We start from the raw sequence: 14,593 nt of genomic DNA, 5'->3' as shown, positions 1-14,593 counted from the left end.
GATAAGGTGGTTTTTATTTTTATGTCGCATCGATATGCAGCTCTTCTCCGTTTACTTTCGTAAAACGAAACATGTTTTTATTTGACGTAGCGTGACGAACGAAATGGTGCTGCATTGTACAAATCATCTCTTCGTTATCGAACAAAAGAATATTTACTCCTTCGCAAGCTTCCTCTTTCGGTAAGAAAGATAAATAATTATGACAATACATGCAATCATATAAAGAGTAGTGAAGGGATTGCAATGATTCGGTTAATAACGTAAAGACAGAGTCAGGTAATTCCTCAAGCCATTCCGTATAGCTAAGAAGTAATTTCTTTCGAATTCGTATCATTTCTCCGTTTTGCAAATGGTGCTGTTCGTTGGCGATTTGTAATACATCTTGTTCATAGAAACGAGCTGGTAGCCAGTTGTTGTTATATAAAATCTCAAAGCCATCTTCGACAATATCTTCTAATAAAAAAGCTTCATCATTTTCATCATCAAAGAATACCCATTCATTGTTTATATATTCTACATTACCGACTGTATGAGCGCGTGGCTGGTTATATAAAATATGGTTACGTTGTATCATATATGATTTCTCCTTTATAAAAAGTAGTTATTTCTGTTATAGACAGTTCGGGCATTCTTTATAACTAGACACACCTAGACATAGGTGGGCATACAATAACACACGTTTTACTGAGTGAAAATGCTATTCCGTATGTGGATAGTACGTTATCGTCAAGTTTTTCATTTTTTTGATCCGCACCTCTAAGGTGTGGATTACTGCTCGTTTAGGAAAAGAAATAAGATGGAAGGATGATTCGTATGTGCGGGATTACAGGATGGGTGGATTATAAACGCTCATTAGAAGGAGAACGGGACGTCGTTACGAAGATGGCTGAGACGTTAGCAAAGCGTGGCCCAGATGATAATAAAGTTTGGATTAAAGGCAATGTCGCATTTGGGCATAAACGGTTAATCGTTGTGGACCCTGAGGGTGGTAAACAACCGATGACTTGTTTAAAAGATGAAATGAATTATGCCATTTGTTATAACGGTGAACTGTATAATACAGAAGATATTCGAAAGGAATTATTAAGAAGAGGATATACGTTCAAAGGTCACTCTGATACAGAAGTACTATTAGCGTCGTATATGGAATGGAAAGAAGAATGTGTCGATCATTTAAACGGTATATATGCGTTTGCCGTATGGGATGAACAGAAAGAACAAGTATTTATTGCGCGAGATCGATTAGGTGTAAAACCGCTATTTTATAAATATGATAGTGGGCGATTACTATTTGGTTCAGAGTTAAAAGCGATATTAGCGCATCCAGATGTGAAGGCGGAAGTAACGTTAGAAGGGTTATCTGAAATATTCGGCCTTGGACCATCTAGAACACCTGGTCATGGCATTTATGCTGGTATAAAAGAATTACGTCCAGGGCATGCGATGACATTTTCAAAGAACGGTTTATGTATATGGAGATATTGGAATGTGGAAAGCAAAAAACATGAAGACTCCTTTGAAGAAACAGTAGAGAAAACACGCTTTTTATTAAAAGATGCGATTACAAGGCAGCTCGTTTCTGATGTACCACTATGTACTTTTCTATCAGGCGGTGTAGATTCGAGTGCAATTACAGCAATTGCTGCGAAAGAATACGCAAGGTCAGGAAAAGGGCAATTACACACATACTCTGTTGATTATGAAGATAATGACAAATACTTTAAAGCGAATGCGTTTCAGCCGAATTCAGATGCGCCATTTATTCATTTGATGACGGAGACGTTTCAAACAATCCATCATCGCTGCGTCATTTCAAACGAACAATTAGCGCAGTATTTAACGGAAGCCGTACTCGTTCGTGATTTGCCTGGTATGGCAGATATCGATTCGTCATTATTATGGTTTTGCCGTGAAATTAAACAAGATTTTGTCGTCGGTTTATCTGGGGAATGTGCAGACGAAATATTTGGTGGTTATCCGTGGTTTTATAGAGAAGATGATTTACAATCGAGTGCGTTTCCGTGGATGCGCTCTACAGAAGCACGTGAACAACTGCTAAAGAAAGAATGGAGAAATAAATTAAATTTACAACAATATGTACAGCAGCGTTATGAAGAATCCATTCAAGAAGTTCCTATTTTAGAGGGAGAAAGCCCAATTGAAGCAAAGAGACGACAACTATTTTACTTGAACATGGTATGGTTTATGACAACATTATTAGACAGAAAAGACCGTATGAGTATGGGGGCAAGCTTAGAAGTACGTGTTCCGTTTGCGGATCACCGACTTGTCGAATATGCGTGGAATATTCCTTGGGAAATGAAAATGTATAAAAACCGCGAAAAAGGTCTATTGCGTAAAGCGTTAGAAGGATTACTTCCAAACGACATCTTATATAGAAAGAAGAGCCCATATCCGAAAACGCATAATCCGCACTATACGAAAGCAGTAACAGTATGGCTGCTAGATTTATTAACAGATAAAGGATCAATTTTACACGAACTATTTGATAAAGAGCAGCTGAGCGGATTAATTGAGTCAGGCGGCAGTGCATTTCAATCACCTTGGTTCGGTCAATTAATGACTGGGCCTCAGCTTTTAGCTCACTTAGCGCAAATTCACGTTTGGTTTAAAGAATATGGGGTAAATATTAAAGAATAGAAGAAAAGCGACTTACATAAAAGTAAGTCGCTTTTCTATTAAATAAATTGTCATATAAAATTCAAAATCATATTAGAAATAATACTTATTTATAATAATTATTTTGACGTACTTATTATTAATTGTTATAATTGGAAACAAATGTTCTTGAAAAAGATTCTCATTTATAAAATTGAGGTGTTATATAGATGACAAAGAAAAAAATAGGTTTACTCGTAATGGCGTATGGAACGCCAGAATCATTAGATGATGTAGAAGCATACTACACACATATTCGCCACGGGCGTAAACCTTCAGAAGAAGCGCTCCAAGACTTAATCGGACGCTATAAAGCGATTGGCGGAATTTCACCACTTGTAAAAATTACGAAAGAGCAAGCGCATAAATTAACAGATTCAATGAATAAAATATTTACAGAGTATGAATTTACTTGTTACTTAGGATTAAAACATATAGCTCCATTTATAGAAGATGCAGTAGAAGAGATGAAGAAAGATGGAATTGAGCAGGCGATTAGTATCGTATTAGCACCGCATTATTCTACATTTAGCATTAAAGCATATAATGACCGTGCTATTCGTCTTTCGGAAGAAATTGGTGGCCCTGTTATTGAACCGATTGAACAATGGTACGATGAACCGAAGTTTATTTCGTATTGGGTAGATCAAATAAAAGAAACATTTACAAAGATTGAAGATAAAGAGAAAGCAGTCGTAATTTTTTCAGCACATAGTTTGCCAGAAAAAATTATTGCAGCAGGGGACCCTTATGTGGAGCAATTGCAGCATACGGCAGATTTAATTGCGAAGGCTGCCGATATTCCAAACTATACAACGGGTTGGCAAAGTGCTGGAAATACGCCTGACCCATGGATTGGTCCGGATGTGCAAGATTTAACGAGAGATTTATATGAAGGGCATGGATATGAATCTTTCATATATTGCCCAGTTGGCTTTGTGGCAGAGCATTTAGAAGTTTTATATGACAATGATTACGAATGTAAAGTTGTAACTGATGAATTAAATGTCGCATATTTTAGACCAAATATGCCGAATTCACAATCTGTATTCATCGATTGCTTAGCTGAAATTGTTTCCAAAAAAATGAAGGAAATGGTTGACAAGAATTTAGTTTTGAATAATAATTAGTTTATAATAATTTTAAATAAATAATAATTACTATGAAAGAAAGAGGAGGATCCCCCTAGATGAATCCAAATAATCGCTTAACAACAAACCAAGGTGCTCCAGTTGGAGACAACCAAAATTCTCGTACAGCTGGTCGCCGTGGACCGGTATTATTAGAAGACTATCATTTAGTAGAAAAACTTGCGCACTTTGATCGTGAACGTATTCCAGAGCGTGTTGTGCATGCACGTGGTGCAGGTGCTCACGGTGTGTTCGTAACGAAAAACAGCATGAAGCAATATACGAAAGCAGCATTTTTACAAAATGAAGGAACTGAAACGCCTGTATTTGTTCGTTTCTCAACGGTTATTCATGGTCAAGGTTCTCCAGAAACAGCTCGTGACCCACGTGGGTTCGCTGTTAAATTTTATACAGAAGAAGGAAATTACGATATCGTAGGTAACCATTTACCGGTCTTCTTCATTCGTGATGCAATTAAATTCCCTGATATGGTGCATTCTTTAAAACCAGCACCTGATACAAATGTTCAAACGCCAGATCGTTACTGGGATTTCATGACGTTAAGTCCAGAATCTACACATATGATGACATGGGTGTTTTCTGATTACGGTACACCAGCAAGCTATCGTGAAATGGAAGGTTTCGGTGTCCATTCATTTAAATGGATTAATGCAGAAGGTAAAATCGTCTACATTAAATATCACTGGAAACCACAGCAAAGTGTACGTAACTTAAGTGCAAAAGAGGTGCAAGAAGTACAAGGGAAAGATTTCAACCATGCAACTCGTGACTTGTTCGATGCAATCGAAAAAGGAAATTATCCGAAGTGGGATTTACACGTACAAGTGATGCAACTAGATGAAACGGATTCTTTAGACTTTGATCCGCTAGATCCAACGAAAGTATGGCCAGAAGATCGCTTCCCGTTAATTGAAGTAGGGACGATGACGTTAAATCGTAACCCGAAAAACTTCTTCGCGGAAGTAGAGCAAGTGGCGTTCTCTCCAAGTGCAACTGTAAATGGTATTGAACCATCTGAAGATAAATTATTACAAGGTCGTTTATTCTCTTATCCAGATACACAGCGTTACCGTCTTGGTGCGAACTACTTACAAATTCCTGTAAACTGCCCGTACGCAGCTGTTCATAATCAACAACGTGATGGTGCGATGCAAATCAATCAAAACCCATCTACAATTAACTACGAACCGAGCCGTCATACTGAAAATCCAGTTGAAGACCCAACTTACCGCGATTCAACTATGAAAGTAGAAGGCTATGTATCTCGTGAAAAAATTGACAAACCAAATGATTTCAAACAAGCAGGTGAGCGTTACCGTTCATTCTCTAAAGAAGAGCAAGACAATTTAATTGCAAACTTAACAAATGACTTAAAAGACGTAAATGAGCGCACGAAATTACTAGCTATTTGTAACTTCTTCCGTGCAGATCACGATTACGGAATGCGTTTAGCGCAAGCTTTAAATGTTGATATTACGCAATATGTGGGAAATGCTCCGAAATAAAGTGAAACTTTAATCAGTGGGGATTCATCCCCGCTGATTATTAGCCTTCACCAATCGGGCTTTTACGGGCAGTTGATCCCTCATCTAACTTTTTTGCTTTCGCTGAATTTTGAGATTTGGGGATCTTACTGCCCACAAATAGCGGGGTAAATAGGAAAAGACGACTGTTAAACGGTCGTCTTTTTTGTATGTAAAATATGTTTTACATGTGGGGCGAAAGATGCTATACTCTTGTCAAATAAGTTTTACATATAAGAGGTGTATTTTTGATGGATGTTTTGATTTTTATTATTGCGCTAAGTGTCTTTTTGTTTGTGGTGTTTGCTATTATAAAAATGTTTATAGCAATTGGAAAACAAGGTGATGAGCGTGCTACGTTTATAAAAAATAAAGCGATGGCTGAGACATTTAAAATTGCGATGGGGCTAATGGTACTTGAGATGATCCCTTTTATTTATCATCGTTTTAATGAAACGGTAGGAACGCCGTTTAATCCAGTTCGTTTTTTAGCTGTAATAGCAATTGCGTTTCTTATTATATTAAGTTTGAATAAAAGTAAGTATGGTGATTCGTAAGTTATACCGGAGTATTCTTCAGTTCCGTCATGTCGGAATTTGTTGGTAAATCGATATATTTAAAAAATCGCCGATATATTCACCTAAATACCAGGTAGGGTATTCAGTGCTGGCAAGTACAATAAAAAGAGATGCAATCTACTACCAATAGATTGCATCTCTTTTTTTAGTTCACTCGCTCTGTATACTCATAAGCTTTCTCTCCGTGCATCGAAATATCAAGTCCCATATGTTCCTCATGCTCATCTACCCGAACAGGGAGGAAGAAGTTAATTGCTTTAATAATGGCGTACGTCATTATGATTGTGAATGCGTATGTTGCGCCGATTGCTACGAGTTGTTTAAACAGTAAAGCAGCGTTTCCGTAAAACAATCCGTTCGCGCCATCAGCATTTACAGTAGTAGTTGCAAATAGTCCTGTTGCAATACCGCCCCAAGTGCCGCCGATACCGTGGCATCCGAATGCATCAAGTGTATCATCGTATCCGAATTTTGTTTTTAAGAAAAAGACCGCTCCGAAGCATAATACGCCGCCGATTGCTCCGATAAGAAGAGCGGAGAAAGGTGTAACGAACCCGCAAGCTGGTGTAATAGCGACTAGACCGGAAACTACACCACAAGCAGCTCCCATCGCAGTCGGTTTTGATTGGAAGAACCATTCTGAAAGCATCCAAGTTAATGCAGAGGCAGCAGCGGCTATATTTGTATTAATAAATGCAGTTAAAGCTACGTCGTTTAAAGATAATGCACTTCCGACGTTAAAACCGAACCATCCAAACCATAGTAAGCCTGCGCCTAACATTGTGAATGGTAAATGGTGAGGAGAAGTACCGTTTATGTTTTTTCGTTTTCCGAGAAAAATAGCTAATACAAGGCCGGCCACGCCAGATGTAATATGAACGACGTTACCACCAGCGAAGTCTAACGCGCCAAGTTCTCTTAGCCATCCGCCAACGCCCCATACCCAATGAGCGACAGGGTTGTAAACGATTGTTGTCCATAGGAGGATGAAAATAAGGAAAGCAGAAAATCGCATTCTTTCGGCGAATGCACCTGAAATTAAAGCGGGAGTTAAAATAGCGAACATGAGTTGGAACATCATAAATAAATTGTGAGGAATAGTAGATGAGTAGTCTGGATTTGGTGCGTAGGTAACTCCGTTTAAACCGAACCAATCGAGTGTACCGATAAGTCCGTGCCAATCTGGTCCGAATGATAAAGAATAGCCGATTACAATCCATTGAATCGAAACGATGGCCATTGCGCTATAACTGTGCATTGTCGTACTGAGTACATTTTTACTGCGAACCATGCCCCCATAAAAAAGTGCTAATCCTGGTGTCATTAACATGACCATTACTGTCGTTACAAACATAAAAACCGTATCTCCCATATTCATTCTCTCTCCTCCTATAATGTTAGAAAAAATAACATCAACTTGTTATGTTTCATATCATATTCGAAACGAAAAGAAAAATCAACTAAAAATTCAGAAAAATAAATACTTCATGTTAGAAAATCTAACATGAAGTATTTTGAGGGGAATGAAATCAACGTATGCGATTCGTCTGGAAAATTGGTATAATATTCTTACAATTAAAAAACATGGGGGATGCGTGTGGAAAAAATACGGACTAGGAAACTATTCATTTGTTTTTGTTTAGCTGTCGTTTTGTTTGTACCAATACATACGTTTGCAGATGAAAAAAGAGAGTGGCGAGACGAAGTCATATATTCCATTATGATTGATCGCTTCAATAATGGAGAACCGAAAAATGACAAACAGTTAGAAGTTGGCAATTTAGAAGGATATCAGGGTGGAGATATAAGAGGGATTATAAAAAGACTGGATTACATAAAAGAAATGGGCTTTACCGCTGTTATGCTTTCTCCGCTTTTTGAAAGTGGAAAGTACGATGGGTTAGACGTGCGTAATTTTCAAAAGGTAAATGAACATTTCGGAACAGAAAATGATGTGAAAGAACTTGTACAAGAAGCACACGCAAAAGGAATGAAAGTTGTACTTCAATTTCCACTTGGGGAAAACGAAAAAAAAGTCATCGACGCGATGAAATGGTGGATCAAAGAAGTTGATTTAGATGGAATTTATGTTATGAATAGTGAAAAAAAGTCGCGTTCTTTCTGGGATGACGTGCAAAAAGATATGCAAGCGATAAAGAAAGATTTTCGTATTATGACAAAAGAAGATAGTGAATATAATGAAAAAATAGTAGAATCGTTTTCCAAAGTGGGTGTATCGGTGAAATCTTTATATGATGTGAGTAAAACAGAAGGGGAATCCGTTACATTTTTAGATAATCAAGATACAAAAAGGTTTGCCCGTATTGCAAAAGAGAATATGAATTATCCGCCATCTCGTTTGAAACTAGCCCTTACATATTTATTAACATCACCAGGTATTCCAAATTTTTATTACGGGACTGAAATTGCATTAGATGGAGGGGATACTCCGGATAATAGACGATTAATGGATTTCAAATCAGATGAAAAATTTGTGCAGCACATAACGAAACTCGGTGAGCTTAGACAAGCGAGACCATCTCTACGCCATGGAACGTTTGAGCTTTTATACGATAAAGATGGAATGAGTATACTAAAACGAAAGTATAAAGATGAAGTAACATTAGTAGCGATTAATAATACGAAAGAAACACAAAAAGTTGCTTTGCCTGTAAGTGCGATTGGTGAAAAACAAGAGTTAAGAGGATTGTTAGAAGATGAAATTATAAGAGAAGAAGACGGAAAGTTTTATCTTGTTTTAAAGCGCGAAGAATCAAATGTGTATAAAATTAGCGGAGAAACAGGTGTGAATTGGTTATTTATCTCCTTAATAGTCGGTGTGAATGTATTATTTATTGCGTTTTTAATTGTTGTTAAAAAGAGACGGAAATAAGTAATGGATGTGTGTTCTTAATAAGTACGAAAACTCTTCTGCTGAGAGGGGACAGGCTAAGGAGGGATACTTTCTCCCTAGCCTGTTTTTTTGTGTGAAGTAAGACTATCGCCTCGAAATGCAGCTGAGAAAAGAAATGAAAAGACCTTTAGAACAACAATAATTGCAACTATACTAATTTTACATTACATTAAAGGGTGAAAAATATTCTGATACTCATTGAGAGCTATATTTGAGGAGGAAAAATGGAATTTTACGATTTGGGTATTACCATTAAAGAACTTAGAATGAAAAAGAATATATCACAATCTGAATTGTGTCATGGAATATGTTCACAAAGTCAAATTAGTAAAATAGAAAAAGGTATGATTTATCCATCTAGCATATTGTTATATCAATTATCTGAAAGACTTGGTATTGATCCAAATAATATTTTCGCACTAACTCAAAACAAAAAACTAAAATATGTAGAAAATGTAAAATATGTAATGAGAGATTGTACAAAGCAAAAACAATATAATGAACTGTACGAAATAGTGAAACAAGAGAAAAACGAAAGTAATTTCCAGTTAAAAGAAGATAAACAATTTCTAATATGGCATGAAGCAATTGCTATATTTCATGTAAATGAATCAATAAAAACTGCTTTGAATCTTTTAAATAGTGCATTAAAACTAACTGTAACGAATGTTGATTTTTTATCAGAAAGAGAAATAGATATTATGCAGTCGATGGCTATATTTCATGGGGCAAATAAAGAATATGAAAAGAGTATTACTATATTAAGAAGATGTTTAACTAATTTTAATAAGTTAGATTTCCCTAGAGATAAAGAAATTAAATTAAAAATCATTTTTAATTTAGCAAAAATTTTAGGTCATGCAAATCAACATGAAGAGGCAATAAAATACAATGATATGGGTATCAAATTAGCCATTAATTTAAACACGTTATATTTATTAGGTGAATTATATTATGGAAAAGGTTGGAATTTGCAGAAGCTGAAACAATATAATGAAGAAGATGTAGCTTATAACATGAAAAAAGCATTATTTATCTTTGAACTAACAGAAAAAGAAAATCTGATCAAAATAGTTAAAGAAAAATATTTTGAAAATCAAAATAAAAAAATCACTCATAATTGCTGATGAACATCTTATTATTTTCTATAAAAAGGCACCTTATGGTTTCTTTTTTTATGACTTATATCATCAATTGTTACATTACATATGTTTCTTGTACCAAGCTTTGTTGATGGATTTACACTTCGCAGGTGTTGAAGTTTTAGATTTATCCTTGAGTGTAGCTATATTATTAGAACACCCTGCAATATATAGACAGAATGTAGTTAATAAAAAACATAGTATTAATTTCTTCAAATAACCACTTCTAACTCTTTTTTAATTAACATTTTTTCATAAAATAAATTCCTTACTAATTTTACATTACATGAAAGGTTGGAAAATATTCTTATACTCATAATTTGTTACATTTGAGTGGGGAGGGAGATTTTTTGCGCCGATTTTCAAAAGGACTTGCTTAATGTATGCACATATTTAACGTATAAAAGTAAATTTTGTAATAATCCAATCCCCATTCTAACTATCCGATTACCTGTAAGTTTAGACCTTGCCCTACCGCTAAAAAGAAAAACACCCTCTACACAGAGGATGTTTTTCTTTTTAGCGGTAGTTAATAAATTGTACGTCAATCGGTAAGTCAGCGCTGCGAACTGCTGCGATAACTGCTTGTAAGTCATCACGGCTTTTCGCTGTAACACGTACTTGGTCATCTTGTACTTGTGTTTTTACTTTTAATTTCATTTCTTTAATGATGTTGTTAATTTTTTTCGCGTTATCTTTATCGATACCTTGTTGAAGTGTTGCGCGTTGGCGAACAGTGTTACCAGTCGCAGCTTCAACTTTTCCGTAATCTAAGTTTTTAATTGGAACGTTACGTTTTACAAGTTTAGCAATTAGAACGTCTTTTACTTGGTCTAATTTGAACTCATCGTCAGAAGTTAAAACTAGAACTTCTTTTTCTAATTTAATATCACTTTTACTTCCTTTAAAGTCATATCGGTTTTGGATTTCCTTTAATGCGATGTTAATTGCGTTTGTTACTTCAGGTAATTCTACTTTCGAAACGATGTCAAAAGAACTCTCTTTTGCCATAGTTAGCACCTCCAAATAAATTTCTAATCTTTTTATGTACTGTACATACTAAAGTATAGCTGAAAACGAGCTTAGACTTAAGTGTTTTCATACTTATAATCATGTAACCTCATTTTATTATAGTGAATTTTGGGCAGTTGGACAAATAAAGAGAAAATCGTGTTATAATTAACTTTTGTTTGGAATGATAAAAAGATAAAAAAGTTAATTTTATATATATAGAAGGGAATTAAAAAATATGTATTTACAATTAGGAGCGATTGAACAGGTAACTGTTTTACGCGAAACGGAAATCGGATATATGGTTGGGAATGAAGAGGAAGAAATTTTCCTACATAAAAACGAATTAGTTGGAGAAATTGAAGAAGGCGATACGATTGATGTATTCTTATACCTTGATCATCAAAATCGTGTTTCAGCAACAATGAAGGAGCCACTTATTACAACTTTTGATTGGAACTGGGTAAAAGTTGTAGAAGTTATCCCTAGTTTAGGTGTGTTTGTTAATATTGGTGTATCAAAAGATATACTAATCCCAGCTGATGAGTTCCCGATTTATATGCCAGTATGGCCAGAAGTCGGCGACGAATTATATTGTACGTTAAAATTAACGAATCGTGATCGCCTTATTGCTCTTCCGGCAAGAGACAGTGATATGCAAGAAATTATCGTAGATGCGACGCCATCTATGCGTAATAAAAACGTAAATGGACGTGTATATCGTTCACTTCAAGTTGGTTCATTCATACTAACTGATGAGCATTTCCGTGCTTTCTTACACCATACTGAAAGAAAAGAACAAGTCCGTATCGGTGAACGTGTAACGGGCCGTATTATTGACGTAAAAGATGACGGTACAATTAATATTTCACTTCTTCCTCGTAAAGAAGAAGGAATGGAAGACGATGCTGCTGTAGTTTATGCATATATGGAAGAACGAGGCGGAGCAATGCCGTTTTGGGATAAGAGCAATCCAGAAGACATTAAAGAACGATTCAACATGAGTAAAGCTGCCTTTAAGCGTGCGCTTGGTAAGTTGATGAAAGAAGAAAAGGTTTATCAAGAAGAAGGCTGGACGTATTTTAAGAAGTAAATTAAATAAAAAGCACCGCCTTATTTTGCTGTAAAAATAAGGCGGTGCTTTTTTAATTCCCTTGCTCATGCGCAAGAGTAAACGTATCTTCCAAGTCACTATCATTTATTTTAATATTTGCCTTTTTTAATTCCTTTTGTATTAACTTATGACTGAATGTAGGGTCGGCAATACGCTCTGCTTCTAAGTTTTTACGGATGGAGTCTTTCACTTCATCGTAAGGTTGTAAGTCTTTTTTATCAGTTAATTTAATAATATGATAACCGTTTGGTGATTTAACGGGATTGCTAATTTGTCCGACTTTTAGTTTATAGGCAGCTGTTTCAAATTCAGGCGCCATTCTGCCTGAATTGAAGTATCCAAGGTCTCCACCTTTATCTTTTGATAGTAGATCTTGCGATTCTTGTTTTGCTAATTCTTCAAATGAAGCGCCAGCATCTAATTCTTTCTTTATTTCTTTCGCTTCATTTTCGTCACTTACTAAAATATGACTCGCTTTAATTTCTGGTTTATAGTGGTCTTTCACGTCTTTGTCTGTAACACTTTTCTTAATTGCTTCATTCATAGCAAGTTTGAACTTAATTTGATTTTTGAAATCAGCTTCATCTTTTAAACGATTGTTTTCGAGTACTGCTGTGAATTGATCTCCATATTGATTTTTCGCTTTTTGTACTTCTTTATCTACATCATCGTCAGATACTTTATATTTTTTCGTGATAACGTCTTGTGCCATCATTTCGTATAGCATGTCTTTTCCGTAACGATCTTTCAACTGCTTTTCGAAGTCGCCCTTCGTAATGGTTGAGTCTGTTGCTGTAGCGACTGTAGCCGAGTTGTTTTTTTGTCCACAAGCAGCTAGCATTAATATACTTATTAGTGCAGTAATAATGAAAATGTGTTTCCCTCTCATGCTAACACCTCATCCGAATATGTTATCGCTATTGTAGAATATAGAAGTGAACATGAAGTGAATTTTTAATGTTTTTTCCCTGTAAAATGTAAAAAAAGTACATCAACAATATTGTTGATGTACGATGGAATCAAAGGTGATCGGTCTTTTTAGAATAGGAACGCTTACCTTGCTGAATATTTTTTTGTTCTTGCTCATTTTTTTGCGTACGCTTTGCATTATTATCGCGTGCTTTTTTGTCGTTATCACTCGTATGTGGCATATGTATCAACTCCATTTCTACACGTTGTACGTTTATCATTTCCTTTTTCGTAAAGACTATGTATAGCAGTGCATTCATGAATAATAAAGGTGGATTAGAAATGGATTTGAAGTTGAATTATACCGAACTTATAAAGAAGTTAATCGTTGTAATTGTCGCAGGTTTGTTAAACGCGATTGGAATGAATTTATTTTTAACGCCAGCGAAAGTGTACGCGAGTGGCTTTGCTGGATTGTCTCAATTGTTATCACAAATATTAGGGGACTTTTTATCTATTCACATATCAACGGGGGTATTGTTTAGTTTGTTTAATATTCCCGTCGTTATTTTAGCATGGAAAAAGGTTGGAAAGGCCTTTACTTTTTTTAGTTTTCTTTGCGTCATATTTATGACTTTGTTTCTAGAAATCATCCCGGTTAGAGCGGTTTCGAACGATATTATATTAAATGCGATTTTTGGTGGGATTATTTCAGCAATTGGGGTAGGGATTGCGTTGAAGTGGGGGGCTTCTACAGGTGGTTTAGATATTATCGCCATGATTTTATCAAAGATTAAAGATAAGCCTGTCGGTACGTATTTTTTCTTCTTTAATGCACTTATCATTATTGCGGCTGGCTATGTGTATGGATGGGAAAAAGCGTTATATACTTTGGTGACTTTGTATGTGTCAACGCGAATTATCGATGCAATTCATACACGTCATGTGAAGATTACAGCATTAATCGTTACGAAGAATGGGACAGATGTACGAAAGGCGATTCATTCACGCTTAGTGAGGGGGATTACAACTATACCAGCAACAGGCGCTTATACAAATGAAAATAAGGAAATGTTAATGATTGTTATTACGCGTTATGAGTTATATGAATTAGAAAGGGTTATTAGGCAAGTGGACCCAGGTGCATTTACAAACGTATTACAGACAGTTGGGGTGTTTGGCTTGTTTCGAAAAGATTAAAGAGGACCAAAGCTGGTCCTCTTTTTTAATGTAAATTCGTAATGTTTTGCAACTGCTCTTGCATTTCGCGTAGCTGAACTTTTTCAGCTGTTGAAGAGTTTGCATAAGCAGAGTGCAAAGCATTTTTTGCCCTATATACGAGATCTTGTTGCTCAGTACCGCTTGAACAAGATACGGCATTTGTAACGGCATCTCTAGCTTGTTGGAATAGTAAGTTCCCCATTTAAACCCCTCCAAAAGAAGAGTTACTTCTCGCTTTTTCTGCCTCAGCTAATGTACCTCTGTACGGGAATCTTGCATCATGCTTCATAACAGCATCGGCTCCTTGTTGGATAAAACGTTTTGATTTGTTCTTTTTACCCATTCGAAAAA

General features: G+C 35.8%; 15 protein-coding genes. 8 read left to right on the top strand and 7 right to left on the bottom strand.

All coding sequences use genetic code 11. The annotated features are described in order from the left end of the window. Positions 1-19: 19 nt before the first annotated feature. Complete coding sequence (locus tag MKO96_RS08740; RefSeq protein ID WP_240587255.1) at positions 20-574, bottom strand: DUF2777 domain-containing protein; 555 nt, start codon at positions 572-574, stop codon at positions 20-22. Positions 575-813: 239 nt separating this feature from the next. Between MKO96_RS08740 and asnB the strand changes: the two genes are divergently transcribed. The 4 genes from asnB to MKO96_RS08720 all read left to right on the top strand — a co-directional run bounded on the left by asnB (position 814) and on the right by MKO96_RS08720 (position 5,910). Next, positions 814-2,661, top strand: a complete 1,848-nt coding sequence (gene asnB, locus MKO96_RS08735; protein ID WP_240587254.1) for an asparagine synthase (glutamine-hydrolyzing) — start codon at positions 814-816, stop codon at positions 2,659-2,661. A gap of 188 nt (positions 2,662-2,849) precedes the next feature. Then, a complete protein-coding gene (gene hemH / locus MKO96_RS08730) occupies positions 2,850-3,809 on the top strand; it encodes a ferrochelatase (RefSeq protein ID WP_240587253.1) in 960 nt (319 codons plus the stop codon). Positions 3,810-3,868: 59 nt separating this feature from the next. After that, the gene (gene katB / locus MKO96_RS08725; RefSeq protein WP_001069188.1) at positions 3,869-5,335 is read left to right on the top strand and encodes a catalase KatB; all 1,467 of its coding nucleotides are present in this window, start codon (positions 3,869-3,871) and stop codon (positions 5,333-5,335) included. A gap of 269 nt (positions 5,336-5,604) precedes the next feature. After that, complete coding sequence (locus MKO96_RS08720) at positions 5,605-5,910, top strand: hypothetical protein (protein ID WP_000382767.1); 306 nt, start codon at positions 5,605-5,607, stop codon at positions 5,908-5,910. 166 nt (positions 5,911-6,076) lie between these two features. Here the strand turns inward: MKO96_RS08720 and MKO96_RS08715 are convergent, their stop codons facing one another. Further along, complete coding sequence (locus tag MKO96_RS08715) at positions 6,077-7,309, bottom strand: ammonium transporter (protein WP_098095401.1); 1,233 nt, start codon at positions 7,307-7,309, stop codon at positions 6,077-6,079. Between the two features lie 213 nt (positions 7,310-7,522). On the opposite strand from MKO96_RS08715, the gene MKO96_RS08710 reads away from it, so the two are divergent. Continuing rightward, the gene (locus tag MKO96_RS08710) at positions 7,523-8,824 is read left to right on the top strand and encodes an alpha-amylase family glycosyl hydrolase (RefSeq protein ID WP_240587252.1); all 1,302 of its coding nucleotides are present in this window, start codon (positions 7,523-7,525) and stop codon (positions 8,822-8,824) included. A 245-nt stretch (positions 8,825-9,069) separates the two neighbouring features. Then, positions 9,070-9,972: a helix-turn-helix domain-containing protein gene (locus MKO96_RS08705; RefSeq protein ID WP_240587251.1), complete on the top strand. Its 903-nt coding sequence runs from the start codon at positions 9,070-9,072 to the stop codon at positions 9,970-9,972. 534 nt (positions 9,973-10,506) lie between these two features. On the opposite strand, the gene MKO96_RS08700 is transcribed toward MKO96_RS08705, so the two are convergent. Next, positions 10,507-10,998: a YajQ family cyclic di-GMP-binding protein gene (locus MKO96_RS08700; RefSeq protein WP_061678717.1), complete on the bottom strand. Its 492-nt coding sequence runs from the start codon at positions 10,996-10,998 to the stop codon at positions 10,507-10,509. A gap of 238 nt (positions 10,999-11,236) precedes the next feature. On the opposite strand from MKO96_RS08700, the gene MKO96_RS08695 reads away from it, so the two are divergent. Next, complete coding sequence (locus tag MKO96_RS08695) at positions 11,237-12,091, top strand: CvfB family protein (RefSeq protein ID WP_087979775.1); 855 nt, start codon at positions 11,237-11,239, stop codon at positions 12,089-12,091. Positions 12,092-12,143: 52 nt separating this feature from the next. On the opposite strand, the gene prsA is transcribed toward MKO96_RS08695, so the two are convergent. Together prsA and MKO96_RS08685 are read right to left on the bottom strand one after the other, a co-directional pair. After that, a complete protein-coding gene (gene prsA / locus MKO96_RS08690; RefSeq protein WP_240587250.1) occupies positions 12,144-13,001 on the bottom strand; it encodes a peptidylprolyl isomerase PrsA in 858 nt (285 codons plus the stop codon). A gap of 130 nt (positions 13,002-13,131) precedes the next feature. Next, positions 13,132-13,263, bottom strand: a complete 132-nt coding sequence (locus tag MKO96_RS08685) for a DUF3941 domain-containing protein (RefSeq protein WP_001120852.1) — start codon at positions 13,261-13,263, stop codon at positions 13,132-13,134. A gap of 100 nt (positions 13,264-13,363) precedes the next feature. Here MKO96_RS08685 and MKO96_RS08680 point away from each other — a divergent pair, with 100 nt between their 5' ends. Continuing rightward, a complete protein-coding gene (locus tag MKO96_RS08680; RefSeq protein ID WP_060489317.1) occupies positions 13,364-14,221 on the top strand; it encodes a YitT family protein in 858 nt (285 codons plus the stop codon). Between the two features lie 25 nt (positions 14,222-14,246). On the opposite strand, the gene MKO96_RS08675 is transcribed toward MKO96_RS08680, so the two are convergent. Together MKO96_RS08675 and MKO96_RS08670 are read right to left on the bottom strand one after the other, a co-directional pair. Then, positions 14,247-14,444, bottom strand: a complete 198-nt coding sequence (locus tag MKO96_RS08675; RefSeq protein WP_087979778.1) for a DUF3813 domain-containing protein — start codon at positions 14,442-14,444, stop codon at positions 14,247-14,249. Continuing rightward, positions 14,445-14,585 carry a hypothetical protein gene (locus MKO96_RS08670; RefSeq protein ID WP_000516816.1) on the bottom strand — a complete coding sequence of 47 codons (141 nt, stop codon included), beginning with the start codon at positions 14,583-14,585 and terminating at the stop codon, positions 14,445-14,447. Between the last annotated feature and the right edge of the window lie 8 nt (positions 14,586-14,593).

The sequence above is a fragment of the Bacillus sp. ES1-5 genome (assembly GCF_022487605.1).
Classification (GTDB): Bacteria; Bacillota; Bacilli; order Bacillales; family Bacillaceae_G; genus Bacillus_A; species Bacillus_A wiedmannii.
This window is presented reverse-complemented; position numbering and strand designations above follow the sequence as displayed.